This is a genomic window from Corallococcus sp. AB049A, assembly GCF_003668885.1.
Taxonomy (GTDB): Bacteria; Myxococcota; Myxococcia; order Myxococcales; family Myxococcaceae; genus Corallococcus; species Corallococcus interemptor.
Genome location: NZ_RAWL01000078.1, coordinates 1 through 25750, shown reverse-complemented (window position 1 = coordinate 25750; position 25750 = coordinate 1). Strand labels below are relative to the sequence as shown.

22 protein-coding genes are annotated in these 25750 nt (G+C 71.3%); 11 read left to right on the top strand and 11 right to left on the bottom strand.

The window, feature by feature from the left end; genetic code table 11:
* Positions 1-423: energy transducer TonB (locus D7X55_RS11490; protein WP_147470086.1), on the top strand; the 423-nt coding region annotated here is incomplete at its 5' end.
* A 13-nt stretch (positions 424-436) separates the two neighbouring features.
* Here D7X55_RS11490 and D7X55_RS11485 read toward each other — a convergent pair.
* The gene (locus D7X55_RS11485) at positions 437-925 is read right to left on the bottom strand and encodes a MarR family winged helix-turn-helix transcriptional regulator (RefSeq protein ID WP_120550059.1); all 489 of its coding nucleotides are present in this window, start codon (positions 923-925) and stop codon (positions 437-439) included.
* A gap of 202 nt (positions 926-1127) precedes the next feature.
* Here D7X55_RS11485 and D7X55_RS11480 point away from each other — a divergent pair, with 202 nt between their 5' ends.
* Together D7X55_RS11480 and D7X55_RS11475 are read left to right on the top strand one after the other, a co-directional pair.
* Entirely contained in the window at positions 1128-2513 is a 1386-nt protein-coding gene (locus tag D7X55_RS11480; protein ID WP_121723086.1) for a TolC family protein, read from the top strand.
* Positions 2514-2656: 143 nt separating this feature from the next.
* A complete protein-coding gene (locus D7X55_RS11475) occupies positions 2657-2869 on the top strand; it encodes a hypothetical protein (protein WP_121723085.1) in 213 nt (70 codons plus the stop codon).
* Positions 2870-2884: 15 nt separating this feature from the next.
* On the opposite strand, the gene D7X55_RS11470 is transcribed toward D7X55_RS11475, so the two are convergent.
* Complete coding sequence (locus tag D7X55_RS11470) at positions 2885-3937, bottom strand: Rieske 2Fe-2S domain-containing protein (protein ID WP_120550056.1); 1053 nt, start codon at positions 3935-3937, stop codon at positions 2885-2887.
* Between the two features lie 62 nt (positions 3938-3999).
* On the opposite strand from D7X55_RS11470, the gene D7X55_RS11465 reads away from it, so the two are divergent.
* Positions 4000-4893: a DUF547 domain-containing protein gene (locus D7X55_RS11465; RefSeq protein WP_121723084.1), complete on the top strand. Its 894-nt coding sequence runs from the start codon at positions 4000-4002 to the stop codon at positions 4891-4893.
* 50 nt (positions 4894-4943) lie between these two features.
* The gene (locus tag D7X55_RS11460) at positions 4944-5978 is read left to right on the top strand and encodes a YCF48-related protein (protein ID WP_121723083.1); all 1035 of its coding nucleotides are present in this window, start codon (positions 4944-4946) and stop codon (positions 5976-5978) included.
* A 42-nt stretch (positions 5979-6020) separates the two neighbouring features.
* On the opposite strand, the gene D7X55_RS11455 is transcribed toward D7X55_RS11460, so the two are convergent.
* From D7X55_RS11455 to D7X55_RS11435, 5 genes are all read right to left on the bottom strand, one after another.
* Positions 6021-6953 (bottom strand): ROK family protein, encoded by a 933-nt coding sequence (locus D7X55_RS11455; RefSeq protein ID WP_121723082.1) that lies wholly within the window; start codon positions 6951-6953, stop codon positions 6021-6023.
* A gap of 45 nt (positions 6954-6998) precedes the next feature.
* Positions 6999-8369, bottom strand: a complete 1371-nt coding sequence (locus tag D7X55_RS11450; protein WP_120550053.1) for a phosphomannomutase/phosphoglucomutase — start codon at positions 8367-8369, stop codon at positions 6999-7001.
* A gap of 169 nt (positions 8370-8538) precedes the next feature.
* The gene (locus tag D7X55_RS44620; RefSeq protein ID WP_233609795.1) at positions 8539-10797 is read right to left on the bottom strand and encodes a serine/threonine-protein kinase; all 2259 of its coding nucleotides are present in this window, start codon (positions 10795-10797) and stop codon (positions 8539-8541) included.
* Positions 10798-11010: 213 nt separating this feature from the next.
* Positions 11011-12072, bottom strand: a complete 1062-nt coding sequence (locus tag D7X55_RS11440) for a mannose-1-phosphate guanylyltransferase (RefSeq protein WP_121723081.1) — start codon at positions 12070-12072, stop codon at positions 11011-11013.
* Between the two features lie 102 nt (positions 12073-12174).
* The gene (locus tag D7X55_RS11435) at positions 12175-12609 is read right to left on the bottom strand and encodes a RidA family protein (RefSeq protein ID WP_121723080.1); all 435 of its coding nucleotides are present in this window, start codon (positions 12607-12609) and stop codon (positions 12175-12177) included.
* A 128-nt stretch (positions 12610-12737) separates the two neighbouring features.
* On the opposite strand from D7X55_RS11435, the gene D7X55_RS11430 reads away from it, so the two are divergent.
* Both D7X55_RS11430 and D7X55_RS11425 read left to right on the top strand, forming a co-directional pair.
* Entirely contained in the window at positions 12738-15473 is a 2736-nt protein-coding gene (locus D7X55_RS11430; RefSeq protein ID WP_121723079.1) for a GDSL-type esterase/lipase family protein, read from the top strand.
* Positions 15474-15476: 3 nt separating this feature from the next.
* Positions 15477-16949, top strand: a complete 1473-nt coding sequence (locus tag D7X55_RS11425; RefSeq protein WP_120550049.1) for an MBOAT family protein — start codon at positions 15477-15479, stop codon at positions 16947-16949.
* Between the two features lie 14 nt (positions 16950-16963).
* Here the strand turns inward: D7X55_RS11425 and D7X55_RS44615 are convergent, their stop codons facing one another.
* The gene (locus D7X55_RS44615) at positions 16964-17425 is read right to left on the bottom strand and encodes a hypothetical protein (RefSeq protein WP_233609794.1); all 462 of its coding nucleotides are present in this window, start codon (positions 17423-17425) and stop codon (positions 16964-16966) included.
* Positions 17426-17526: 101 nt separating this feature from the next.
* On the opposite strand from D7X55_RS44615, the gene D7X55_RS11415 reads away from it, so the two are divergent.
* The 4 genes from D7X55_RS11415 to D7X55_RS11400 all read left to right on the top strand — a co-directional run bounded on the left by D7X55_RS11415 (position 17527) and on the right by D7X55_RS11400 (position 23108).
* Positions 17527-18729: an ATP-binding protein gene (locus D7X55_RS11415; protein WP_121723078.1), complete on the top strand. Its 1203-nt coding sequence runs from the start codon at positions 17527-17529 to the stop codon at positions 18727-18729.
* Positions 18726-20081 (top strand): sigma-54 dependent transcriptional regulator, encoded by a 1356-nt coding sequence (locus tag D7X55_RS11410; protein WP_121723077.1) that lies wholly within the window; start codon positions 18726-18728, stop codon positions 20079-20081. Before D7X55_RS11415 ends, D7X55_RS11410 begins: the two co-directional genes overlap by 4 nt.
* Positions 20082-20216: 135 nt before the next feature.
* Positions 20217-22511 (top strand): hypothetical protein, encoded by a 2295-nt coding sequence (locus tag D7X55_RS11405; RefSeq protein WP_121723076.1) that lies wholly within the window; start codon positions 20217-20219, stop codon positions 22509-22511.
* A 3-nt stretch (positions 22512-22514) separates the two neighbouring features.
* Positions 22515-23108, top strand: coding sequence for a hypothetical protein (locus D7X55_RS11400; RefSeq protein WP_120550045.1), 594 nt, complete (start codon positions 22515-22517; stop codon positions 23106-23108).
* Here D7X55_RS11400 and D7X55_RS11395 read toward each other — a convergent pair.
* From D7X55_RS11395 to D7X55_RS11385, 3 genes are all read right to left on the bottom strand, one after another.
* Positions 23105-24052 (bottom strand): methyltransferase, encoded by a 948-nt coding sequence (locus tag D7X55_RS11395; RefSeq protein WP_233609793.1) that lies wholly within the window; start codon positions 24050-24052, stop codon positions 23105-23107. The genes D7X55_RS11400 and D7X55_RS11395 overlap by 4 nt on opposite strands.
* Positions 24053-24153: 101 nt before the next feature.
* Positions 24154-24777 (bottom strand): CoA pyrophosphatase, encoded by a 624-nt coding sequence (locus D7X55_RS11390; protein WP_120550043.1) that lies wholly within the window; start codon positions 24775-24777, stop codon positions 24154-24156.
* A 14-nt stretch (positions 24778-24791) separates the two neighbouring features.
* On the bottom strand, positions 24792-25685 hold the full coding sequence (locus tag D7X55_RS11385) for an undecaprenyl-diphosphate phosphatase (protein WP_121723075.1): 894 nt from the start codon (positions 25683-25685) through the stop codon (positions 24792-24794).
* Positions 25686-25750 lie beyond the last annotated feature (65 nt).

Below are 25750 nucleotides of genomic sequence, written 5' to 3'. Positions count from 1 at the left end.
CTCCGGTCTCGTGGGCTCGGAGATGCGTATAAGAGACAGGGCTCCTTCGCCGCGCCCGTGGGCAACACCGCCTACGGCAAGGCCAACGGCCCCGCGAAGGCGCCCCAGGACGTGAAGGGCTACTCCGCGCCGAAGTACGTGCCGGTGTACCAGGTGGACTCGGAGCCGTCCGTCGCGTCCGAGGTGAAGATTCCCTACCCGGATGAAGCGCGCCGCGCGGGCATCGAGGGCACCGTCACGCTGTCCATCGCCATCGACGCGGAGGGCAAGGTGAGCAGCGTGAAGGTCATCTCCGGGCCCGGCTACGGCCTCAACGAGGCCGCGCGCGACGCCATCCGCCGCTTCCGCTTCAAGCCCGCCATCAAGGGCGGTGAGCCGGTGGCCACGGAGATGAAGTACTCGTACACCTTCCTGCTGGACTGAAGGGGTCCGCGCGCTACTGCGTCTTGAGCGCGCGGCGCATGATGTCGCGCAGCGCGGCCAGGTCTTCATCCGGCATCGCGGCGATGAGGGGCGGCGGCGCGCTCAGCCGCGCCATCAGCCGGCCGCGCAGCTCCGCGCCCGCCTCCGTCAGCACCAGCATCTTCACGCGGCGGTCCTGCTCGCTGCTCTTGCGCTCCACCAGCCCGCGCGCCTCCAGCCGGTCCACCAGCCCCGTCACGTTGGACGCGTCACACGACAGGTAGTGCGCGAGCGTGCTCATCGCGAGCGCACCCTCGCCCAGCTGCCTCAGCACGTGCGCCTGCACGGGAGACAAATCGAACTCCGCCGCCAGCGCGGGGAAGTTGCGCATGTGCGTGTGCAAGAGCTCGAAGAGGAGCGTCCACGCCTGCTCGGGCAGCCCGCCCGCCCCCTCCGCCAGACCCTGGGTGGCCGCCGGCCGGCACGTCACCTGCTCGCTGGGACCGTCGTTGAAAGCGTTCATAGTGAATTTACGTTAATTCATCGTGCACACATAAACAATTGACACCCTCAACCATTGACCGCTACTACATTCCGCATATTCCAACATCCGACAGTGCGGATTACTTCAACGCCGCTCGCAGGTCGGGTAGAGGACGCAACGCAGTCGTCCATTGGACGGATCCGCCTCGCGCTCCCGCGGGTCGGTGAGGAGGTCGAGCGGTATGAGTACCTTTCTGGCGCTGTCCCTGTCGGCCGCCCTGGCCGCGGCGCCCGTACTGACGCTGGATGAGGCCCTGGAGTCGGCCCGCCAGCAGAACCTCGATTTGAAGATTGCCCAGGAGCGCTTCGAGCAGGCATCGCTCGCGACGCGCCGGGCGTGGGCGGGCTACCTGCCCAACATCAGCGTGGGCGCGTCCATCACGCGCAACAACGTGGCGGCCATCATCCCCGCGGGCCCCATCGCGCCGGTGGACATCACCATCCAGCCGCTCATCCAGCAGGGCGCGCAGGCGGAGATCCGCCAGGCCATCATCGCGCCGCAGCTGTGGGCGGGCATCGCGGCCTCCTACAAGGCCGTGCGGCTGGCGGAGCTCAACACGCAGACGGCGCGCCGGCAGGTGCTCTTCGGCGTGGCGCAGGCGTACTACGGCGCCGCGGCGCAGCAGGAAGCGCTGCGCGCGCAGGAGCGCCTGCTGGAGCTGAACCAGGCGCGGGAGAAGGACACCCAGGCCCGGTTCGACGCGGGCACGGTGACGCGCGTGGCGCTGCTTCGCGCCCAGCTGGACCGCTCGCGCGCGGAGCAGGACCTGGTGCGCGCGAAGAACGCGCTCGCGGGCCTGAAGCTGGCGCTGGGCACGCTCATCCAGCGCGAGCCGGACTTCGACCTGGCCCCGCCGCCGGAGCCGACGGTGCCCGCGCAGGCGTCGCCGGACGACCTGGTCAACCAGGCCATCCAGGAGCGCTCGGACGTGCAGGCCGCGGAAGTGGGCCTGAAGCTCAGCCGCATCAACAAGACGGGCGTCATCCTGAGCTACCTGCCCACGCTGGGCGTCACGGGCGCCTACCGCATCGCGAACGCGGCGGGCTTCACCGGTCAGAACGAGACCTGGGCCATCACCTTCGGCGCCAGCTGGACGCTGTTCGACGGCGGCCTGCGTGAGGCGAACCTCTCCGAGGCGTCGTCGCGCGTGCGCGAGGCCACCGTCACCCAGTCGCTGGCGCAGGCCCGCGTGAAGGAAGAGGTCCGCCGCTCCAAGCTGGACCTGGAGAACGCGCTGGCCAACCGCTCCAAGGCCGAGGAGGCCCTGGAGCTGGCGCGCGAGTCCAACCGCCTGACGGACGTGAGCTTCAAGGCGGGCGTCGCCACCTACCTGGAGGTCGCGGACGCCAACACCGCGCTCACCAACGCGGAAGTGGGCTTCGTGTCCGAGCGCCTGCAGGCATCGCTCGCCGCGCTGCGCCTGCTCAACTCGCTGGGCTCCTTCGAGTCTGGCTCCGTGAAGCGGGACGCGGCCGCCCTGGGCGCCCAGCCCGGCGCGGGCGCGCCCCAGCAGCAGCAGCCCGCCCAGGAGCAGCCGGCTCCGCAGCAGCCCGCGCCCCAGCAGTAAGGCGCGGGTGAGGTGTGATTCCCGGCGCCTGCTTGAGGGCGCCGGGTCCCCTGCCCTCCCGGGCGGGAAGCAGGTGCTTCGTTGTGGGGGTCCAGCAGCGACCCCACCCTCCTCCTAGGACCCATTTCCACGAGGAGGGAACCATGGCGGATGCATCCTGGGGCAACTGCAAGAACTGCCGTTTCTTCGCGGGCAACAGCGACGAGCCGAGCGACGACGCGACGCAGAGCTGCAACCAGCCGGAGCTCAAGCAGTTCGCGCTCGTGGTCTCCGGTGACAGCGGCTGCAACGCCTACGAGGCGCGCGCCGGAGAAGCCATTCCCAGCTACGAGGAACCCGCGCCGTCCATGCACTGACGGCGTCCCCGCCGCTCAGCTCCCCGTGGCGTCGCGAACGTGCGGCAGCGCGGGCCCGGCGGGCTCGTGCGCCGGGTGCGCGTAGTAGATGCGCTCCATGAGCTTGCGCTGGTGCACGAGCGGCTTGTCGTACTTGTCCAGCCGCATGCCCTTGTGGCTGTAGGGCGTGTCCGCCACGGTGGGGATGAAGCGCGCGTCGTCGCGCACCTCCCACCAGGTGAGGCCCAGCGCGGCCTTCGCCGCCACGGGCAGGAAGGGCCGCAGCGCGGGCACCGACGTGCGCAGGAAGGAGAAGACGTGCAGGCGCGTGGTGCGCGCTGTCTCCGGCACGAAGAAGATGTGCGCCTGCGTGGTGAACGGACGCGGCGCCCCCGAGGGCGTCCTCCAGCTCACGGTGTAGACGCTGCGCACCGGGTCGAAGCGCGTCACCCAGTCGTTGTGGAAGATGTCGCCCTTGCCCACGGTGAGCAGGCGCATGATGGGCGCGGGCCGCTGAGGGGCGCGGTAGTGCACCTCCGTGTGGTCCTCGTGGTTGTGCGCCTCGAACTGCACCTCCCCCGCATGCTGGCCGCTCCACCCCAGCCGGGTGTGGACGAAGGGCGTGTGCTCGTCCTCGCTGAAGTTGTCGAGCGCCACGTGCAGCGGCGCCTGGAACAGCGTGGAGAACGTCCCACCGAAGACGTAGTCCTCGCCGGAGAGCTCCGGCAGGGCGGACTCGGGCGTGCTCGCGTGCGCGAGCCAGAGGTAGCCGTGGCGCTCCACCACCTGGAAGCTCTTCGCCTCGCAGTGGCGCAGCTCCGGCTGGCTGGGATTGACGCCGTGGCCCTGCGCGTCGAAGCGCCAGCCGTGGTACGGGCACTGGAGCTGTCCCTCCTTCGTCACGGTGCCCTTCGACAGCGGCGCGAAGCGGTGCGGACACGCGTCCGACAGCGCCGCGGCCTTGCCGGACGCATCCCGGAAGAGCGCGTAGGCGTGGCCCGCCAGCTCCACGCGGACGGGCTGGCGGCGCAGCTGACGGGAGGGGAGTACCGGATGGAAATGCCTGACAACGTCGGGGGTAGGCTCCATGGCACGCGCAGTATAGCGGTCTGTCGTGGAGGACCCAGGCGGGTGGCATAGACTGCCCGGCCGTGAACGCGCCCCTTCCCTCCCGTCGCAGCGCGCGCTGGTCCGCCGTGGCGGCCCTGGCCGTGCTGGTGGCACTCGCCGTGGGCGCGGGGCTGTACGTGGGGGGAGCCCTGCCGGCGCCGGTGCCCCCGGAAGCGGGACCCTTTGGCTACACGGACTACGCGCAGGCGCTGAACCACGTGCGCCCCAGCGGAGACCTGGACTTCGAGGGCCTGAAGCGCGACCGCCCGGCGCTGGAGCGCTTCGTCGCGTCGCTGGCGTCGGTGTCGCCGCACCGGCAGCCGGAGCGCTTCCCTTCATCCCAGGACGGGCTGGCGTATTGGATCAACGCGTACAACGCGCTGGTGCTGATGCAGCTGGTGGAGCGCTACCCGGAGGGCGTGGGCGCGTCCTGGTTCGGAGGCTTCTATTGGACCCGCGCGTGGCCGGTCGGCGGCGAGCGGCTGACGTTGTACGCCCTGGAGCAGCGCATCCTGCTGGGCGAGTACGCCGACCCGCGCGTGCACTTCGCCCTCTTCCGGGGGACGCGCGGGGGCCCCCGGCTGGACGGCGCGCCCTACCAGCCGGAGTTCCTGGACGCGCAGCTCAACGACGCCAGCCGCCGGTACATGGGCGACGCGAGGCACGTGAAGCTGGAGGACAAGACCGTGCACCTGGCGCGCCTGTTCCAGGAGCACAAGCAGGACTTCCTCGCCGCGCTGCCGGAGGGCCGGGGCGGCAACGTGCTCCAGTTCGTCTGGGCCTTCCTGCCGGACACCTGCGAGGAGCGCCCGGGCTGTGACACGCGCGGCGACCTGGACCGCGCCTGCGGCCCGCTCCTGGACAAGTGCCGCATCGACTTCGTCCCCGAGGACACCTCGCTGCCCGACGCCGCGAACCCCGCCGAGCGGCGCTGACCTCGGCTAGCGTTCCCCTCGCGTGGACGAACACGCGGGAGGCACCGGACATGACGACGGGAGCGGTGTGGCTGGCGACGTGGCTGGCCCTGGGGAGCGCGGGCATGAAGTGGGAGCCGCAGGCGAGCGGGACGACGGTGCGGCTGCGCGGCGTGAGCGCGGTGGACACCCGCGTGGCGTGGGCCAGCGGCGACAAGGGCACCGTCGTGCGCACCACGGACGGCGGCAAGACGTGGACGCGCGCGCCCGTGCCGGACTCCGAGGCGTTGGACTTCCGCGACGTGGATGCCTTCAGCGACCGCACCGCCTACGTGCTGTCCATTGGCGCGGGTGACAAGTCGCGCATCTACAAGACGACGGACGGCGGCGCGCACTGGACGCTCCAGTTCACCAACGCCATGCCCGGGGCCTTCTTCAACGGCATGGCCTTCTGGGACGAACAGCACGGCGTCGCCTTCAGCGACCCGGTGGACGGCCACTTCGTCGTCATCACCACGGAGGACGGCGGCGCGACGTGGAAGCCCGTGCCTCAAGGAGCGCTGCCGGCGGCGCTCGCGGGGGAGGCCGGCTTCGCCGCCAGCGGCACGAGCATCGCCGTGCATGGCAAATCCGATGTCTGGTTCGGACTGGGAGGCTCCATCGCGCGCGTGCTCCACTCCGCGGACCGGGGCAGGACGTGGGGCATCGCGCCCACGCCGCTGGCCACGGGGGAAGGCGCGGGCGTGTTCTCGCTCTACTTCTGGAGCCCCCTGGCCGGCATCGCCGTGGGCGGCAACTACAAGCAGCCGGAGGTGGCCACCGGCAACGCGGCGCTCACGCTGGACGGGGCCAAGCGCAAGTGGACCGTGCCCCAGAAGGCGCCCGGAGGTTACCGCTCCTGCGTGGCCCCGCTCACGCGCGAGCGGAAGATGTGGCTCGTCGCGGTAGGGCCCACGGGCTCGGACGTGTCGAAGGACGCGGGCAGGACGTGGGAGCCGCTGGACTCCACCGGCTTCCATGCCGTGTCCACGCCGCCTCGCGCACGGGACACCGCCTGGGCCGTGGGGGAAGAGGGGCGCATCGCGAAGCTCGTGTTCGCCCCGTAATCCACTTGGGGCGCGGGGAGTCTCCTCCCCGCGCCGGGTGCTTCACTTCACCAGCAGCGCCGCGCCGATGATGCCGCTGTCGTCGCCCAGCTCCGCGTCGGCGATGAGCAGGCCCTCGCGCGACACGCGGGAGGCCCACTGCTGCACGCCGTCCAGCACCAGCCGCTTCAGGCCCGGGCAGTGCGTCAGCACGCCGCCGCCCAGCACCAGGCGCGACGGGTTGAGCACCGTCACGTAGTTGGCCACCGCGACCGCCAGGAACTGCGCCGCGCGGGAGTGGATCTCCTTCGCCTTCACGTCCCCCGCCTCCGCCGCCGTCTCCAGCGTCACCGGGGTGATGGTGTACGGGTCGCCGCTGGTCAGCTGCTCCAGCACGGGCGAGCCGCCGGACGCCAGGAGCTCCTTCGTCTGCGCGATGAGGTTGTGGCCGCCCGCGTACGCCTCCAGGCAGCCGTGCTCACCGCAGCCGCACAGCCGGCCGCCGGGCACCACCTTGATGTGGCCCAGCTCGCCCGCCACGCCGCCGCCGCCCTGCACCAGGCGCCCGTCCGCGATGATGGCGCTGCCCACGCCGGAGCCCACGAACACCACGAGGATGTCCTGGGCCCCGCGCCCCGCGCCCGCGTGCAGCTCGCCCCACGCCGCCGCGGACAGGTCGTTCACCACCTTCACGCCGAAGCCCAGCCGCTTCGTCAACATCGCCGCCAGCGGCACGTCCCGCCAGCCCAGGTTGGGCGCCACGGAGATGACGCCCGTGTCCTTGTGGATCTGCCCCGCCGCGCCCACGCCGCAGCCGTCCACCTTCACCCCGGACTTCTTCACCGCCTCTTCCGCCGCCTGCGCGATGGTCTCCACCACGCCCTGCGGCTTGCGGTCCTGCACCGCGACCTTGGCGCTCGCGAGGATTTCACCCTTCCCGTCCACCACCGCGGCCCGGGCGAACGTTCCGCCCAGGTCGATTCCCAGCGTCGGCATGCTCCCTCCCTTACGTGCGTGTGCTTCGCGTGGAGCGACAGCGGCTCAGGCGCCGACTTCCTTCTGCGCCTGGGCGACCGTCTTCTCGATGAGCGCCTGGATCTCCTTCACGCGGGCCTCCGTGCTGGCCTCGTAGCGCAGCACCAGGATGGGCTGCGTGTTCGACGCGCGGATGAGCCCCCAGCCGTCCGGGAACGTCACGCGCACGCCGTCCACGTCCACCACCTTGTGGCCCGCGTCGCGCAGGATCTCCGTGGCGCGCTTCACCATCGCGAACTTCTTCTCCTCCGTCGTGTCGAAGCGCAGCTCGGGGCTGGCGAAGGTCTTCGGCACGTCGGCGAGCAGCTGCGACATGGACTGCTTCTCCTGCGTGAGGATCTCCAGCAGGCGCGCGGACGCGTACACCGCGTCGTCGAAGCCGAAGTAGCGGTGCTTGAAGAAGATGTGGCCGCTCATCTCGCCGGCCAGCTCCGCGTGCTCCTCCTTCATCTTCGACTTGATGAGCGAGTGCCCGGCCTTCCACATGATGGGCCGGCCGCCGTGCTTCGCGATGTCGTCGTACATCGTGTAGCTGCACTTCACCTCGCCGATGATGGCGGCGCCCGGGGACTCCTTCAGCACGTAGCGGCTGAAGAGCACCATCAGCTGGTCACCCCAGAGCACGTTGCCCTCGTTGTCGATGACGCCGATGCGGTCGCTGTCGCCGTCGTAGGCGATGCCCACCTCCGCCTTGACCTCCTTCACCTTCTTGATGAGGTCCTGGAGGTTCTCCACCACCGTGGGGTCCGGGTGGTGGTTGGGGAAGTCCGCGTCCATCTCGCAGAACAGGGGCACCACGTCGAAGCCCATGCTCTCGAACAGGGGCACCGCGATGGCGCCGCCCGTGCCGTTGCCCGCGTCGATGACGATCTTCATCCCCTTGCGGCCCACCTTCACCGTCTGGCGGATGAAGTGGTTGTAGGGCGTGATGATGTCGTAGGGCGTGACCTTGCCGGGCTTGCTGGAGGTCGCGAAGTCCTTCGCCTCGATGAGGCGGCGCAGCTCCTTGATTTCGGGGCCGTGGAAGGTCGTCTTGCCGGCGCCAATCTTGAAGCCGTTGAACTCCTTCGGGTTGTGGCTGCCGGTGATCATCGCCAGGCCGTCCACGGGCAGCGTGTTCGCCGCGAAGTAGGTCAGCGGCGTCGGCACCACGCCCACGTCGTAGACGTCCAGGCCGGTGGCGGTGAGGCCCTTCGCGAGCGCGTCGCGGAAGCGCGTGGAGGACTCGCGGCAGTCGCGGCCCACCACGATGGAGGTGCCGCCCTTGCGGCGGATCATGGTGCCCAGGCCCAGGCCCAGGAGCTCCACCACCTCGATGGTGAGGTCCTTGTCCACCAGACCTCGGATGTCGTACTCGCGGAAGATGTGCGCGTTCATGGCAGTGTCCCCACCCTCGACAGGAACCGGGAGGGCGTAACGGAAGGCGTGGGACACTACACGAGCGGGCCCGGGGGCTGCACACGCCCGAACGAGCCCGGCTGACTGTTGAACGCCTGGCCCCCGTGGGAGGGCGGAACCTACCCCCAGGGGAGGCTGATGGCCCCCATCAGGCCATGGCCCCAGCGGACTGGGCCGGAACCTGCCGCCGCAGGGACTGGTAGTGCTTCAGCCAGGACGTGTTCAGCGGGTCCAGCTTGAGCGCCTCCGCGTAGCGCTCCAGCGCGGCCGGGACCGCCCGTTGGACCTCCAACGCGTGCCCCTGGGTGAAGAGGGCGCGGGCCTTGCGCTCCACCTCCGGCCGGGCGGCGAGGAACGCGCTGCGCAGGGCCTCCAGGGTGGGCTCCGGCACCCCGGCGGCCACGCAGCGGGCAAGGCCCCCCAGGTTGCCCCGGGTGGCGTCGTAGCCAACACGTGAAAGCGGGTCGCCGAGCATCCGCTGCGCGGCCAGCACCCGCACCCGCAGGGCGTCCAGGGCCTGGCGCTGCGCGGTGGGCAGCGGGCGGCTCTGGAAGGCGGCCAGGCGGCGCAGGGCGGCCTGGGCGCGGCGGTGGATGTCACCGAAGTTCGCGTCCTGCTTCGCGCCCAAGAGCGTGTAGGGGTCCTTGGCGACGGCCTCCGCGCGGGACAGCATGCGGGCCAGCTCCGCGTCGGGCGCGGGCTCCGCGGCCTCCATCAGGACGCGCGATAGCAGCCGGCCCAGGGCGGGGAACTCGTCGGAGAAGTGGACGAAGACGCCCGCGGGCACGTTCCAGGTGCGCGCCTCGTCGAAGGTGACGTGGCGGACGACGTCGCAGGCGCCCAGGGCCGTCTCGCCCCGGAAGGACACCTCCACCGTCAGCCGCGCGGCGAGCGGGGGCAGTGAGCCCTGGCACTCGGCGAAGAGGCCCTCGGGGGCGACGTCGCTCACGGAGACGGGCTGGAGGACCTCCCCCGGCGTCAGGCCCAGGCGCACGCGCAGGTCCGCGGGCGCGTCCGTGCGGGGCGCGGAGGCCTCCAGCGGCGGCACGGGGTTCACCAGCGGGATGGGCGCGGCGTCCTCGATGACGTCCACCAGCGGAATGGGCGGAGGCGACGGAATGGACGCGGGCTCCAGCGAGGGCGCCAGGGTCATGAACGGGATGGCCGCCGCGCCCAGCGTGGACGTGGCCGGGCCCTGGAGGGTGTTCACGTCCACGACGCCCAGCTTCATCGTCCTGGCCGGCGCCTGCGGGCCTGCGGAGAGCTCCGGCTCGGCGGTCCCCAGCATCGCCACGGCGGAGGCCCAGAACGCGGCCACGTCCGCGCGCATGGTCCCGTCGGAAGACGCGCCATCCGCCGCGCGCTGGGCCGCGGCCTCCATGGACGTGGCCGTCATGCCCCACTCCGGCACGTCCTCCACGATGTCGAAGTCGTCCGCGTCGCGCTCCTCCACCTCCACGTCGACAGCCACCTCGTGCGCATCCGCGGACGCGTCCCGCACCGGCGCCTTCAGGCCCAGCGCCTCCGCGAGCGCGACGCGGAAGGCCCACGCGCTGTCGAACCGCTCCTCCGGCTTCGCGGCCAGCGCGCGCATCAGCACGGTGGACAGCGCGGGCGGCACGCTCGCGTTGAGGGCATGCGGCGCAAACAGCGTCACGTCCGCGGAGCGCCCCAGCCCGAACGGCAGCCGCCCCGTCACCAGCAGGTAGCCCGCCACGCCCATCGCGTGCACGTCCGCGCGAGGGCTCGGGTTCATGCCGGCGCACTGCTCGGGCGCCATGAACGTGGGCGAGCCCACCGCCACGCCCTGCGCGCGCTCCTGCTGGGACAGCGCCGCCTCGCGCACCACGCCCGCGCCGAAGTCGCGCACCCGCACGCGCCGCTCGCCCTTCGCGTCGCGCGTGACGAACATCGAATCCAGCGTGAGGTCCCCGTGCACCAGCCCGCGCGCGTGCGCCGCCTCCAGCCCCGCGAGCGCCTGGTCCAACACCTCACCCACCTCCGCCGGAGACAGCGGCAGGGGCAGCGCGCTCAGCGACTCACCCTCCGGCGCCTCCATCAACACGCAGGGCAGGCCCTGGGGACCGGGGCGCACGTCCAGCACGCGCGCCACGTGGCGGTGCACGACGTTGCGCTGCGCCAGCGCCTCCGCGATGAACCGGGCGCGCACGGCGGGACGCGCCGCCAGGTGCGCGTGCAGCACCTTCACCGCGAAGCGGTGCCCCGTGGGCACGTACTCCGCCAGGTACACCGACGCCACCGCCCCCACTTCCAGCCGGCGCTTCAAGAGCAGCGGCCCGTGCCGCTGGCCCTCCAGCGAATCCCCCGGAACCGGAGGCCGGACAGCGACGGGGCACGCCTCCCCGTCCCGGTGTTCGCCCACGCAGCGCTTGCAGCCCATCGCCATCCCCGCCTGTCGCCCCGGAAATGGGGCGGCCCGGGGTGGACTTGCAACCCGCGCGCCTCATACCCGGGGCGCGCCTTCGTCCAGACCGCGACACTCCAACACCCGCAGGTGCCAGCAAACCCCGCAAAACGAACCCGGGGCCCCTGTAGAAACGACAGGGAGCCCCGGGAAGAAACGTCTGGGGTGAAACAGGAGGCGAAGTCGCCTCAACGCCTACAGCAGCCGGGTGCGCTTCCGGGCCTTGAGGGCCTCGACGACCTTGCGCACGTCCTGGCTCTTGTCCTTGGGGACGACGAGCACGGCGTCACCGGAGTCCACCACCACCACGTCGTTCATGCCCACGACGGACAGCGTGCGCTTGTCCGCGAGCACGACGCAGTGGGTGCAGTCCACCAGCACCGCGTCGCCGGAGACGACGTTGCCCTGCGCGTCCGCGGGGCGCACTTCCGGGATGGCGGCGAAGGAGCCCACGTCGGACCAGCCGAAGTCGCCGTCCAGCACCGCGATGTTCTCCGCCTTCTCCATCACGCCGTAGTCGATGGAGATGGAGGGCAGCTTGGGGAAGACGCGCTTGAGCACGGCCGGGAAGGTGCGCTTGCCCGCGGCCTTCTGGAGCGCGTCCAGGCCCTTCTGCATCTCCGGCATGTGCTTCTGGAAGGCCTCCAGCATCACGTCCGCGCGGAAGACGAAGATGCCGCCGTTCCACAGGTAGTCGCCGCCGGCCACGTACTGCTGCGCCGTCTTGAGGTCGGGCTTCTCCTTGAACGCCTTCACGCGGCGGCCGCCGCCCTCCAGCGCGTCACCCACCTGGATGTAGCCGTAGCCCGTCTCCGGGCGCGCGGGCTTGATGCCCAGCGTGACGATGTGGCCCGCTTCCGCGATGCGCGCCGCCTCCGCGAGCGTGCGCTGGAAGCCCTTCACGTCCGCGACGTGGTGATCCGACGGCAGCACCGCGAGCACGCCCTTCGGGTCGCGCGCGGCGACCTGGAGCGCGGCGAGCGCGATGGCGGGCGCGGTGTTGCGCGCCACGGGCTCCACCAGGAGGTTGCCCTTGGGCAGCCCCTTCACCAGCTTCGCGGCCGTCTTCGCGTGCACGGGTCCGCACACGATGAAGGTGTTCTTCACCGGGGCCAGGCCCTTGAGGCGCTGGGCGGTGTCGGTGAGCAGCGGCTGCTTGGAGGCCAGCGGGAGGAACTGCTTCGGACGCGCCTGGCGGGACAGCGGCCAGAAGCGGGTGCCGGAGCCTCCGGCCATGATGACGGGGTAGAGGGCCATATACGGGTGTGAGCTCCTAGGGGCACGTCGGGCCACGGCCCGGCGCGCACGGCGGCGCACATTAGCGCGTCGCGCCAGCGGAGGAAGGGGGCTGCTCGCCGCTCAGGCTGGCAGGACCGCGATGGCCTCCACCTCGAAGAGCATCCCGTCCAGTGCCAGCCGGGAGACGGGAATCAGCGTGCAGGCCGGCTTCATGCCGCCGTTCCAGGCCGCGTCCAGTTCGGGGCCGATGATGCGCAGCTTCTCCTCCGTGTGGTCCACCACGAGCATCGTGAGTTTGGCGACGTCACCGACGCCCGCCCCCACGGACTCGAGGGCCGCCCGCACGTTCTTGAAGGCCTGCCGCACCTGGAGGCGGAAGTCGGGCTCGAGCGCGCCCGTCTCATGCTCTCCCCCCTGCCCCGCCAGGAAGACCAGCCGGGAGCCGGGCGCGACCTGCGCCACGTGGGAGAAGCCATAGGGCGCCGGGTCGAACAACCCCTTCGGGTTCGTCAGCACCACGGTCGGCGTCTTCGAGGAGTCTGAGCGCTGTCCCATGATTCAGCGTCTCCCATCCGGCCCGACGATGTGAAGGGGGCCCGGCCGCCTGCTCCCCGAGGGATGGGGCGCGACAATGTGGGCAGAGTTTTGACCCGCCCCCGAAAAGCCAGTCTCATGCCCGGGCGTTGAGCCTCAAGCCCACATCCACCGGATGGACGCTGGCCTTCACCGTGCTGCTGGCGGTGGGGTTGTCCCTGGCGCCATTGCCGGAGAAGTACCGCCCCCTCCCCAGCCTCCGTCAGGAAGGTTCGCTCGGGCCCAAGCTGGCGGCGCTCGTGCTGCCCGCGTCGCTGCGGGGCGTGAAGGCCCCACGTCCGCCCGCGGATGGCCTGGCGCCGGATGCTCCGCCCGCCGCGCTCGCGGAAGCGGACACCGCCGCCAACGACACGGATCCGCAGGCGGGCCCGCAGGTGGGGGAAGCCCTCGCTGTCCCCGGCATCGGCCTGGAGGAGCTGAGCGCCCCCACGCTGGCGACCGCGCGGGAGCTGGAGGCGCTGCGCGAGCGCATGGGCGCGAAGCACGTGGACATCGAGCTCAACTGCCGCAAGGCGCGCGCGGACGGCTCGTGTGAAGAGGACGGCCTGGCGCCGTTCATGAAGGCGCTGGGAGATTTGCGCGCGGACGCGCGGCGCACGCCGGTGCGGGTGGTGCACCTGGGCGATTCGCTCATCGCCTCTGACTACATCACGGACGTGGTGCGCGACCGGCTGCAGGAGCGCTTCGGTTCGGGCGGCCCGGGCTTCCTCTACATCCACCGGCTGGCGAGCGCCGGCCGCGCCACGCGCGCGGGCACCGCGAGCACGGACGGCTGGAAGATGGAGCGGCTGGTGGACACGCACTGGCCCAGGGACCGCGTGGGCTGGACGGGCGTGGCCTTCTCCACGAGCGGCCCCGCGCAGGCCACGCGCTACTCCGTGGAGGGCGCGCGCGAGGCGGAGCTGTTCTTCCTGGCGCAGCCCGCGAACGGCTCCGTGCAGGTGGCGGTGGACGGCAAGAACACGCAGCGCATCCAGACGCGCGCGTTCGGGCCCAAGGCGGAAGCGGCCTTCGCGCGGCTGAAGATTCCCGAAGGAGCCAAGACGCTGACGCTCACCGCCAGCGGCAAGACGGAGCTGCACGGCGTGTCGGTGGAGTCGGGCACGCCGGGCGTCGTCTACGACACGGTGGGCCTGCTGGGCGGCATGGCGGAGGTGTACCTGCGCGCGCAGCCCCAGGCGTTCCGCGCGCAGCTCAAGCACCGCAAGCCGTCGCTGGTGGTGTTGATGGTGGGCGGCAACGAGGCGTTCTTCCTCTCGCGCGAGCGCACCACGCTGGACGAGGTCCGCTCGCAGATGAAGGAACTGGTGTCGCGCGTGCGCACGTCGGTGCCGGACGCGGCGTGCCTCGTCATGTCGCCCATTGACGCGGGCGTGCGCACGCTGAGCGGTGAACTCATCACGCGCCGGCACTCCGCGGAGGTGGCGGAGGTGTTCCGTGAGCAGGCGCGCGCGGGAGGCTGCGCCTTCTACGACACGCTGGCGGCGATGGGCGGCGAGGGCTCCGCGCTCAAATGGCTGGAGTCCGGCCTGATGCTGGAGGACCTGGTGCACCCGCGCGTGCGCGGCTCCAACCTGTTGGGCCACCTGTTCGACCTGGCGCTGCAGCGGGCCTTCGCGCGCACGCATCCGCCTCGCGTGCCGGGCGCGGATCCGACGGGGCTGCAGAACGCGACCCCGGCGCTTCAGCACACGTTCGCCTCGCTGGCCCGCCGCGAGTCCGGCGCGAAGCTGCGCGTGGGCATCGCGCAGCTGGGCGCTTCGCACACGGCGGCGCACTCCTTCTCCGACAAGGTCCGCGACGCGCTGACGAAGCGCTTCGGCGACGCGGGCCGGGGCTTCATCGCGGCGGGCAAGCCGTCCTCCCGGCTGGAGGCGGCGCACGTGACGCGCACGCTGGACGGCGCGTGGACGGTGGAGGACGCGAAGGCCACGCCGGGAGGGCTTTGGGGCCTCACGGGCATCCGCGCGGTGGGCGCGCCGGGCGCGAGCCTGGGCATCTCCTTCTGCGAAGGCTGCGCGGAGGACAAGGACCGCCAGGGCCGTTTGGATTTGTACGCGCTGGACGCGCCGGGGGCCGCGGCGCCGGAGATCACGGTGGACGGCGAGGCGATTGCGCCGGAAGCGCCGCCGCCGGAGCCGCTGACGCAGCCCACGGTGCGCATCCGTTCGTTCCCGGTGACGGGCGTGGCGCACTCCGTCCAGGTGAAGGTGCCGGAGGGTGGCGGGAGCGCGACGGTGCTGGGCGCGTCGCTGGAGTACGACACGCCGGGCCTGGTGTACGACGCGCTGGGCTTGCCCGGGGCCACGGCCTTCACGGCGCGGGACATGGATGCGCAGGCGATGGACGCGCAGCTGACCGCGCGGCGTCCGGACCTGCTGGTGTTCTGGTACGGCACCAACGAGGCGGAGCTGCCGGGGCTGGACGCGAACGGCCTGCGCCAGGACTACGCGGCGCTGATTGCGCGGATGCGCAAGGCGACGAACGCGGAGTGCTTGATCATCGGGCCCACGGACCGGCTGGCGCAGGACTCGAGCGGCCGCTGGGACGAGGCGCCGTCACTTTCGAAGGTGCTGAACACGCTGCCGCAGGTGGCGAAGGACGCGGGCTGCGCGTACTGGTCCGCGCGCGCGGCGATGGGCGGCGAGCGCTCCATGCAGCGCTGGCAGCGCCAGCCGGTGCCGCTGGGCCACGCGGACGGAGTGCACCTGACGCCGCAGGGGTACGCGGTGCTGGCGAACGCGTTCGTGAAGGACCTGATGGCGGCGTACGAGTCCACGAAGAAGGGCGGCGAGCCGACGGCCTCCGCCGCGGGAGCGCCCTGAGCCGTGCTGTCCCACAGCCTCCAGTACGTCGTCTTCGTCATCCTGGTGTTCGCGGCCTACTGGGCGGTGCACCGGTATTACTGGCCGCGGATGCTGTTGCTGCTGGCGGCCAGCCTGCTGGTCTACCTGTCCTTCCTCCAGGTGCCGCTGCTGGCGTTCGTGGGCGGGATGCCGCCAGGCGCGCTGGTGGTGAAGCTGGTGCCGCTGTTCATCTTCGTGGCCGGCGTGACGGTGGACCACCTGCTGGTGAAGGGAATGGGGGCCACGGAGCGGCCCGGGCTGCGCAAGGCGCTGGTGGTGCTGTCCATCGTCTCCAACCTGGGGCTGCTGGCGGGCTTCAAGTACCTGGAGCTGCTGCGCAGGACGGTGTCGTCGCTGTTGGGGCCGTGGGGCGTGGAGGTGCGGCCGGAGCCTTTCCATCTGTTGTTGCCGGTGGGCCTGTCGTTCTTCGTGTTCCAGTCCATCAGCTACACGGTGGACGTGTACCGGGGGAAGGCGAGCTCCGAGCACTCGTTCGTGGAGCACCTGCTCTACATGCTGTTCTTCCCGCGCGTGTTGAGCGGGCCCATTGTCCGCGCGTCGGAGCTGATGGCGCACTTCCGGGAAGTGCCCACGCTGTCCTCGGATGACGGGAACAAGGCGCTGTTCCGCATCGCCGTGGGGCTGGTGAAGAAGCTGGTCATCGCGGACGTGCTGGGCAGCGGCATCGTGGATCCGGTGTTCGGCAGTCCGCACGCGTACTCGTCGGCGGAGTGCGCGGTGGCGGCGGTCGCGTACACGCTGGAGCTGTACTACGACTTCTCGGGGTACTCGGACATCGCGATTGGGGTGGCGTCGCTGTTCGGGTTCAAGTTCCCGGAGAACTTCGCGCGGCCGTACCTGGCGAAGAACCTGTTCGAGTTCTGGAACCGCTGGCACATGAGCCTGTCCTCGTGGCTGCGGGACTACCTGTACATCCCGCTGGGCGGCAACCGCCGGTCGAAGCCTCGGGTGTGTTTCAACCTGATGATGGTGATGGTGCTGGGAGGCCTGTGGCACGGGGCGGACTGGCGCTTCGCGGTCTGGGGCGCGGTGCACGGCGTGGCGCTGTGCGGAGTGCGCTGCTGGTGGTGGTTCAAGGGCAAGGAGCAGGAGCCGGGCCCGGTGCGCGTGGCGTTGGGGATGTTGGCCACGTTCACGCTGGTGGTGTTGACGCGAGTGGTGTTCCGGGCGCCGGACATGGCGCACGCGGGAGAGTTCTACGCGCGGATGCTGGCGGGAATCCCGGGCCTGGCCAACGTGGGCCCGCTGGTGTGGAGCATGCTGGCCATCGCGGTCATCGCGCACACGCTGCCGATGAAGCTCTACGACACCGCGGCGCTCGTCTTCCTCAAGATGCCCGCGCCCGCGAGGGCCGTGGTCCTGGTGCTCCTGGGCCTCGGCATCCGCCAGCTCTCCACCCTGGAGACCCGCCCGTACGTGTACCTGCAGTTCTGATGCTGCAGGTTCGCTCAGGGCATGTACGGATATCGCGCCAACACCCTTCCCTCGGGTGAGACGGCGTACAGCTCGAATTCGTCGTACGCGAGCACCGAGCCGGGCGCCCAACCGCACTTGTCGGGCCGTGGGTTGATGCGGACGAAGTAGATCCCTCGCTCCTCCCCTACGATGACCTCCATCCCCTTCGCCGAATAGGTACAGCTCTTGGCGTACTCCTTGGGGTAGCGGGAGAGGAGCCGCTGTAACGCGGCGTGCGCGGCAAGGACCGCGGGCCCGTCCAGGGTCGCCAGGGGCTGAAGGTCGTCGGGCCACTGGATGCCTTCCGCACCAACTGTGGCGGCGGGAAACGCGGGGTTCCTCACGATGGAATGCGCGGGCCGGGCCGGCGGCTCCGTTCCTCCGTCCTGGAGAAGCGACACGAGGAGAAGCAGTGCGTGGGGTCTCAGCATGGGCGTCGCCTCGAGTTGAGCCATGCCCCGTCTATCACCGCAATGTGTGAACGCGCGGCCTGGCCTGGCGGGAACTCCAGCGGCAGTGGGTATATGAACAGCGCACCATGCGCCGTGCGCCATCCATGCGCCCTCCCCCGCCTCCGTTCCGCTTCCGCCGGCGACTGCTGGCGGTGATGCTGCTCGCGGGACTCATCCCACTGGCACTGCTGGGTGCCCTCGCCCAGAGCGTGCTGGACCGCGTGCTCTCCATCTCCATCGCTCCCGTGGAGGCCGTGCTCGACAACGTCTCCCACGAGCTGAGCCGCAGGGGACTGCCGCCGGATGCGCTCGACGAAGCACGGTTGAACCTGGCGCAGGCGGAGCTGGCGCGACGGGCCCTGGTGCGCCGCGTGCCCGTGTTCATCGCCGCGGTGGGCGTCATCGCCGCCGTGGTGCTCACCGTGTCCGCCGTGCTCCTGGGCCGCGTCCTCACGCGCCCCATGGCCACGCTCCTGGACGGCATGCGGGCCTACTCGCGAGGCGACCTGTCGGTCCGCCTGCCCGTCCCCGAACCCGCGCGCGACGAGCTCCAGTTCCTCCTGGGACAGTTCAACCGCATGGGCCAGGAGCTGCTGGAGCAGCGCGAACACCTCAAGGCCGCCGAGCAGATCGCCGCGTGGCAGGACGTGGCCCGGGCGCTCGCCCACGAGCTGAAGAACCCCCTGACCGCAATGAGGCTGTCGCTCGCGCGTCTGTCTCCGCGGGATGCCGACACCCCGCCCGACCCGACGCGGCTCGCCGAAGCCGTGGCGCTCCTCCAGGAGGAGGTGGACCTGCTCATGCGCATGACCCAGAGCTTCTCCACCTTCGCGCGCCTGCCCGCGCCCCGCTTCCAGGACGTGGCGCTGCGCCCGCTGCTCGCGGAGGTGTGCGCGCTGTACTCGGGCACCTCCCCCGTCCCCGTGGTGCTGGACCCCGGCGACGAGGTGTCCCTGCGCGCGGACCCGGACGGACTGCGCCGCCTCTTCGGCAACCTGGTGAAGAACGCCACCGAAGCCTCTTCTCCCGACGCCCCACCCGTCCACGTGGCGCTGCACCGGGCGGAGGACGGCCGCGTGCACGTCATCGTGAGCGACGGCGGCAGCGGCGTCCCGGGCGTGCTGGAGGGCCCTGCCCTCACCCGAGGCCTCTTCAGCACCAAGCCCGAAGGCAGCGGGCTGGGCCTGCCCATCGCGCAGAAGATCACCCACGAACACGGCGGCACCTTGAGACTGGAGCCCGGCGCCCGGGGCGGCACCCGGGCCCAGGTGGTGCTGCCCTCCGACGCGTCCCAGGGGGCCACATGAAGACCGGAGCCCGCATCCTCATCGTCGACGACGACCCCGGCGTCCTCAGGGCCGTGCGCGGACTGCTCCAAGATGGAGGCTTCACTCCCGTGGAGGCCCGCTCCACGGCGGAGGCCTCGCGTCTGCTCGAAGCGCCGGAGGCGCCGCCCGCGCTGATGCTGCTGGACCTGCGCATGCCGGGCGAGACGGGGCTGGAGCTGCTCGCGCGTCTGCCCAAGCCCCTGCCCGTGCCGGTGGTGGTCCTTTCCGGCGAAGCCTCCCCCTCCGAAGCGGTGCAGGCCCTGAAGCTGGGCGCCACGGACTTCGTGGAGAAGCCTCCGTCCCCCGAACGGCTGCTCACGGCGCTGCACAACGCGCTGGCCCTGGGCGCGCTGCGCGAGGAGCGGGAGCGCTTGCTGGACGCGCTGGCCCAGCCAGGGCACCTGGTGGGCGAGAGCCCGGCCATGGAGTCCCTGCGCCAGCTCATCGCGCGCGTGGGCCCCAGCGACACGGCGGTGCTGATCACCGGCGAGACGGGCACCGGCAAGGAGCGCGTGGCGCAGGCGCTGCACAAGGCCTCCGGGCGCAAGGGCCGGCTGGTGGCGGTCAACTGCGCGGCGATTCCCTCGACGCTGCTGGAGAGCGAGCTGTTCGGCCACGAGCGAGGCGCCTTCTCCGGCGCGGTCGCACGGCGCGCGGGCCGCTTCGAACAGGCCCAGGGTGGCACGCTGTTCCTGGATGAACTGGGGGACATGCCGCTGGAGCTCCAGGCCAAGCTGCTGCGAGTCCTGGAGACGCGTCAGGTGGAGCGGCTGGGAGGCACGCTGCCGGTGCCGGTGGACGTGCGCATCCTCGCGGCCACGCACCAGGACCTGGGCCGGGCCGTGAAGGAAGGCCGCTTCCGGCAGGACCTCTACTTCCGGCTCAACGTCCTGCCGCTGCACCTGCCGCCGCTGCGCGAGCGCCCCGAGGACCTGCTGCCCCTCGCGCGGGTCTTCGCCGCGGAGCTCGCCGGCCCCCGCACGCCGCTCGTGCTCGCGCCGGGAGCGGAGGCCGCGCTCCGCGCCTACCCGTGGCCCGGCAACGTGCGCGAGCTGCGCAACGTCATCGAACGGCTGAACCTGCTCCGGGGTGACGGTCCATTGGAGCTGGGACCGGACGCGGTGGCCGCACCGGCGGCGGCCGCGCCCGCGCCGCGCAGGTCGCTGGGGGACAAGAGCTACCGCGAGCACGTGGAGGACTTCGAACGGGACCTCATCCGCGCCGCGCTCCGCGAAGGTGAAAGCATCGCCGGCGCCGCGCGCCTCCTCCAGGTGGACCGGGGCAACCTCTACCGGCGCATCAAGGCCCTGGACCTGCCCGTCACCTCGTGAGCCGCGATGTCACGGCCACAACCGCCCGATACATCCGGATGTGTCCATGACATCCGCCCGCCTGCCCGCCCTCCGTGGTTCCGGGCACTTGCCGTGAGCCCCCACCTGGAACGAACCCTGCTCCTGCTGCCCGTCATGAACCGACTCGCACTGGCACTCTGCTTCCTCTCGCTCACGGCCCTGGGCCAACCTCCATCGGAAGGCGAAGCCGCTTCGGAGGACTCCGGCGAATCGACGTGCCCGGAGGGCTTCAACACCGACGAGGGCGACCTCTCCGACTCCACGGTGCTCGGGGCCATGCAGGTCGAGGTCGACGGCCGGGGGCTCGCGCCCACGGGTCTGGAGCTTCACGGGCTCCAGCGGCTCACGGATCCGCAGGTGCGCAAGCTCGTGGGCGCACCTCCCGCGGACACGTCGCGCCCCCTGACGGCCACGGAGGTGCAGACCCTGCTGCATCGCCTGGCACGCACCGGCGTCTTCGCCCGCGTGGAGCCCCGCGTTCGCGTCAGTGAACAGGGCCCGGCCGTGCTCGACGTGACGCTGGAGGAGAACCCCACGGTCACGTCGGTGGTGGTCGAAGGACTTCAGGACCTCCAGCCCCAGGAGCTGTGGGGCTCGCTGTTCGAAACGTCCTCCCGCTCCGACCCGGACGACGACGATGACGACGACGTCACCACCCTGCGCATCCGCACCCGCGACGGGAGCTTGAAGGTCGTCAGCCCGTGTCCGCCCCCGCACCCGCCGCGTCCCTGGCTGGCGAGGAGGGAGGGCGGAGCCTTCCGTCCCGGCATCATGCTGGGGGGCCTGGACGCCGCGCTGGACCGCGTCCTCAAGACCCTCCGCGAGAACGACGGCTATCTGCTCGCGACGGTGTCCGCCACGCTGTCCCCCGAAGGCCAGCTGACCCTCACGGTGGACGAAGGCCACCTGGAGGCCGTGGAGGTGCGGGGCGTGGACGAGGCCATGGCCACGCGCGTGCAAGAGGCCCTCGGACTGCGGCCCGGCGACGTCTTCCTGCGCAGCGATGCCCGCCGCGCCATGAAGCGGATGGAGTCACGGCTGCCCTTCCTGCGCGCGGTGGACAGCGAGGACCTGGACGAGGAGCGCACGGGCGTGCGCATCGTCGAGGAGCGCGGGACCGACGGCACGCGGACCTACCGCACGCAGGAGGAATCGCGGCGCAAGTCGCGGCGCCGCGAGCGCGTGGACTTCGAGGTGGGCTGGGCCCGGATGTTCAACATCGAGAGCGACGTGGCGAGCGACGGCCTCACGCTGGAGGGGAAGCGGCTCATCGTGCACGTGCGTCCGCGTCCGCCGGACCTGGACGTGGATCTGCTGCCCGTGCACACGCAGGTGACGGGGTTCGCCCCGGGGTTCAAGGCGAGCCTGCGCATCTTCGACTCGCGGGACCGCGTGCACACGACGCTGGAGGGGGCGTTCTTCATCCCCCTGCGGCTGGGCGGGCAGCGCATCCCGGGCGACCCGGAGGGCACGCGCCGTCAGCGCCACGTCAACCTGCTGGGCGGAGCCAAGGTGCAGCTGCCCTCGCTGGGCATCGAGGAGCTGGGCGCGCAGGTGCATGACTTCATCGACACGCTGGACCGCTGGCGGCTGGGGGACTTCGACTCGTACTTCTACTCGTTCCTCATCAACCGGCCGGACCGGGACTACTTCCGCCGCGAGGGCTTCACGGCCTTCGCCACGTGGCGCTGGGCGAAGTCGTGGCTCGCGGGCGTGGAGGTGCGCGGTGACACGCTGGGCTCGCTCCAGTCGTTCACGCCGCCGCTGAGCCTCTTCCGGAGCGACGACCCGCCGTTCCCGAACGCGCCGGTGAACGAGGGCCGCTTCCGTTCAGCGGTGGTGCGGCTGGAGTACAGCAGCGCCGCGGAGCGGGGCACGCGCGTGGGGTCCCTCTTCCGCACGCCGGAGACGGCCCTCTTCGAGCGCCATGACAACTGGAAGCGCGAACCCTTGCTGCGAGGCTTCGTGACGCTGGAGGTGGGCGAGGGCCCGGGGGCGGGCGGAATGGACACGCGCTTCTGGAAGCTGGTGGGCGACGTGGCCATGGACCTGCCGATGAAGTGGGACACGGGGCTGAACCTGCGCCTGCGGGCCGCGACGGGTCACGACCTGCCGCTGCAGAAGCAGGAGGCGCTGGGAGGTTGGAGCGCGCTGCGAGGCTTCGGCTTCAAGGAGTTCCGGGGCGGAGACAGCTCGGTGCTCGCGAGCGCCGAGTACCGCTGGGACTGCCTGGGCGTCTTCGCGGACCTGGGCTCGGTGCACGCCGCGAGCGCGTGGTCGGACGCCAAGTTGAGCCTGGGAACCAGCCTCCACCTCGGTGACGCCGTGCGCTTCGAGGCCGCCTGGCGCATCGACGAAAGAGCCCGGCTCGCGCCCGAGGCGCGCCTGCTGTTCAACCGGACCTTCTGAGCCATGGGAAGGCACGGAACACAGAGCAGGCCTGGCGCGGCGCTCATCGTCGCGGCGTGCCTGCTCACGTCCGGAGCGCACGCGGAAGAGGCCTCCGCCGCGTGCACCGCGACGCTCTCCGGAAGGCGCGTGATGGTCCGGCCGGAGGCACGCGCCTTCATCTCCCCGGAGCTGGACCGGCTGGTGCGGCTGGGCCTGGCGGGGAAGCTGGAGGTGGAGCTGACGCTCTGGAAGCGCCGGGCCTTCTGGTTCGACGCGAACCTGGACAGCGCACGAATCACGCAGGTGCTCGCCTTCACGCAAGAGGGCTACGTCCTGGACGGGCGCGAGCTGACCGGAGGCGTGGGCACGCTGGAGCTGGAGCGGGTGGCCTGGACGCTGGATGCCAGGCCCGAGTCCGACGAACACTTCGTCGTGCAGGTGGAGGTGAGGCTCCAGGTCGTGACGGCCACGAGCCTGGGCCGCATGGCGCGCTGGCTCACGCAGGGAGAGCCCACGTCCTCCGGCACACCGGTCCTGACCAGCCTCCTGCGCTCCGTGGCGGAGGACCTCGCGAGACAGGCCTCCGGTCGCTGCGACGTGAGCCGCCAGCCCTAACCCCGCCGGGCCACCAGGGCCACCAGGGCGATGCGCTCCACGCCCGCGTAGGGCTCCTTCTCCAGCTCCTCGCCGAACACGTCTGGATCCAGCTCCTCGTAGCGGACCTCGGAGAGGGGCGCTTCCCGCCACACCGGCTCCAGCGCGGTGCGCAGCAGGTCCTCTCCCTCCACCACCGGCGCGCCCGTGTAGAGCACCAGCGTGCCGCCCGGCTCCAGGCGCTCCACGCTCTCCCGCACGATGCGCACCGACAGCTCCGTGCCGTGCGTGCCGCCACCGTCCCGGTACGTGCGCCCGTCCGTGTCCGCCAGGTACGGCGGGTTCGCCATGATCAAGTCGAACCGGCCCGACACGTCCCGCAGCAGGTCCGAGTGCACCGCCTCCACCCTGGCCGCGTTGTTCAACTTCGCGTTCACCCGCGAGAACTCCAGCGCCAACGGGTTCAGGTCCGCGAGCACCACCGCTTCACTCCGCGCCGCCACCGACAGGCCTCCGGCCCCGGAGCCACACCCCAGGTCCACCACGCGCCGGAACGAGCCCGGCACCTTTCGCAGCAACGCGCAGAACCGGTAGGTGTCCGGCCCGAAGAACACCGCGTCCTTCTCCGACGTGGGCCACGCGGAATGGACATACAGCCCCGTCCCCAGGCTGGAGAACCGCACCCGGCTCCGGTGCGTCCCGTCCCTGCAGTCCCCCAGCGCGCCGGCCTCCTCCAGCAGCGACACCAGCCGGGGCTCCAGCACGCCCGGACCCAAGGGACGGCTCCACCCGAACACGTCCCGGACCGAATGGGCCCGCTCCGCCCCCGGCCGCGCGTTCACCCGCCGGTGCGTCTCCGGAGTCACCGTCGTGAAGGTGTAGCCCCTGGCGCGCAGCTCCTCCCCCAGCGCCACCAGCGCGGCCTCCCTCACCTCCATGGCCCCGTGCCCATTGCCACCATCCACGTCGCGTCCCTTCGAAGGGTGTGTCCTCAACGTGGGACCGCCCCTCCAGGGCGACAAGGCGTCCTCCCGCACGAGCCGCCCGCCAGCACGGGCCCCGCGACTCAGCGCTCAGCAGGCAGGGGAGCGTCCAGGAGCCCCTGGATGCCCGGCACCTCCGCCACGAACTGCAGGAAGTTGCGCACGATGCGCCCCGTGGCGCCCCAGATGACGTGCTCGCCGTGCGTGTAGAAGTGCACGTCGTGCTCCATCCCCTCCCACGTGTGCCGCTCCACGCGGAGGATGGCCGGGTCCATCAGGCGCACCAGCGGCACCTCCAGCACCACGTCCACCTCCACCGGGTTGGGGACGTACCTCCCATCCCCCGGGATGACGCCCACGTAGGGCCGGATGCGGTACGCGGACGTGGTGGGCGTTTCGTCCAGGAGGCCCAGCACCCGCACGTGCGCGCGCGCGATGCCCAGCTCCTCCTCCGTCTCGCGCAGCGCTGTCTCCAGCGGGGTGACGTCCCGCGCCTCCTGGCCTCCGCCCGGGAACGCGTACTGCCCCGCGTGCGTGCGCAGGGTGGTGGGCCTGCGGGTGAAGACCACGTGGGGCACCCCGTCCCGCTCGAACAGGGGCACCAGCACCGCGGCCTCCCGCAGCGCCCGGCCCTTCCACTCGAACGTCCGCGCCGGCCTCGCCGTCAGCCGCGTCTCCAGAGCATCGAACAGGGCCTGCACGCGCACGACCTCCCCCTTCCTCAGTCCGTGATCTGCTTCTCCACCGGCGGCTTCGTCGGAGCCTCCGGCGTCGCCAGGTTCTCCACGCCGGACATGGGCTTGAGGATGTTCGCCTGCAACAGCCCCAGCAGCAGCAGCCCCAGCGCGATGCGGTACACCACGAACACCAACGTGGTGCGCCGCTTCAGGAAGCTCAACAGCCACGCGATGGCGGCCATGCCCGACAGGAAGGCCACCAGCGTCCCCACCACCAGTGCCAGCGTCGACGGACGCTCCGTGGCCTCCAGCAGGTGCTTCAGTTCGAAGATGCCCGCCAGCGTCGTCGCCGGGATGGACAGCAGGAACGAGTAGCGCGCCGCGTCCTCGCGCTTGAGCCCCAGCGACAGGCCGCCCGTGAGCGTCGTGCCGGAGCGCGACGAGCCCGGCACCAGCGCCAGCGCCTGCCACAGGCCGATGATGATTCCGTCCCGCCACGTCATGTCCGCCACGGTGCGCTGGTGCGACGCGCGCTTCTCCACGACGAACAGCACGATGGCCAGCACGATGAGGCTGCCCGCGATGACATAGAGCGAGCGGAACTGCGTCTCGATGAGCTTCTTGAACGCGAGCCCGCAGATGCCAATGGGCAGCGTGCCCACGCCCACGAACCACGCGAGCCGCGCCTCCAGCGTGCCGAACGGGTCTCGCTTCACCAGGCCCACGACGAACGCCTTCACCAGCGAGACGATGTCCTTGCGGAAGTAGATGAGCACCGCCGCCACCGTGCCCAGCTGGATGATGGCCGAGTACGCCGCGCCCGGATCCGGCCAGCCGAACAGCTCCGGCGTGATGCGCAGGTGCGCGGTGGAGCTGATGGGCAGGAACTCCGTGAGACCCTGGACCAGACCCAGGACGATGGCTTCGAGCAGGCTCATAGGGGGCGTGGCCGCCAGGGATATGCCCTGCCCCCCTGCCCCGCAAGCGCGAAGGTTCCCCACAC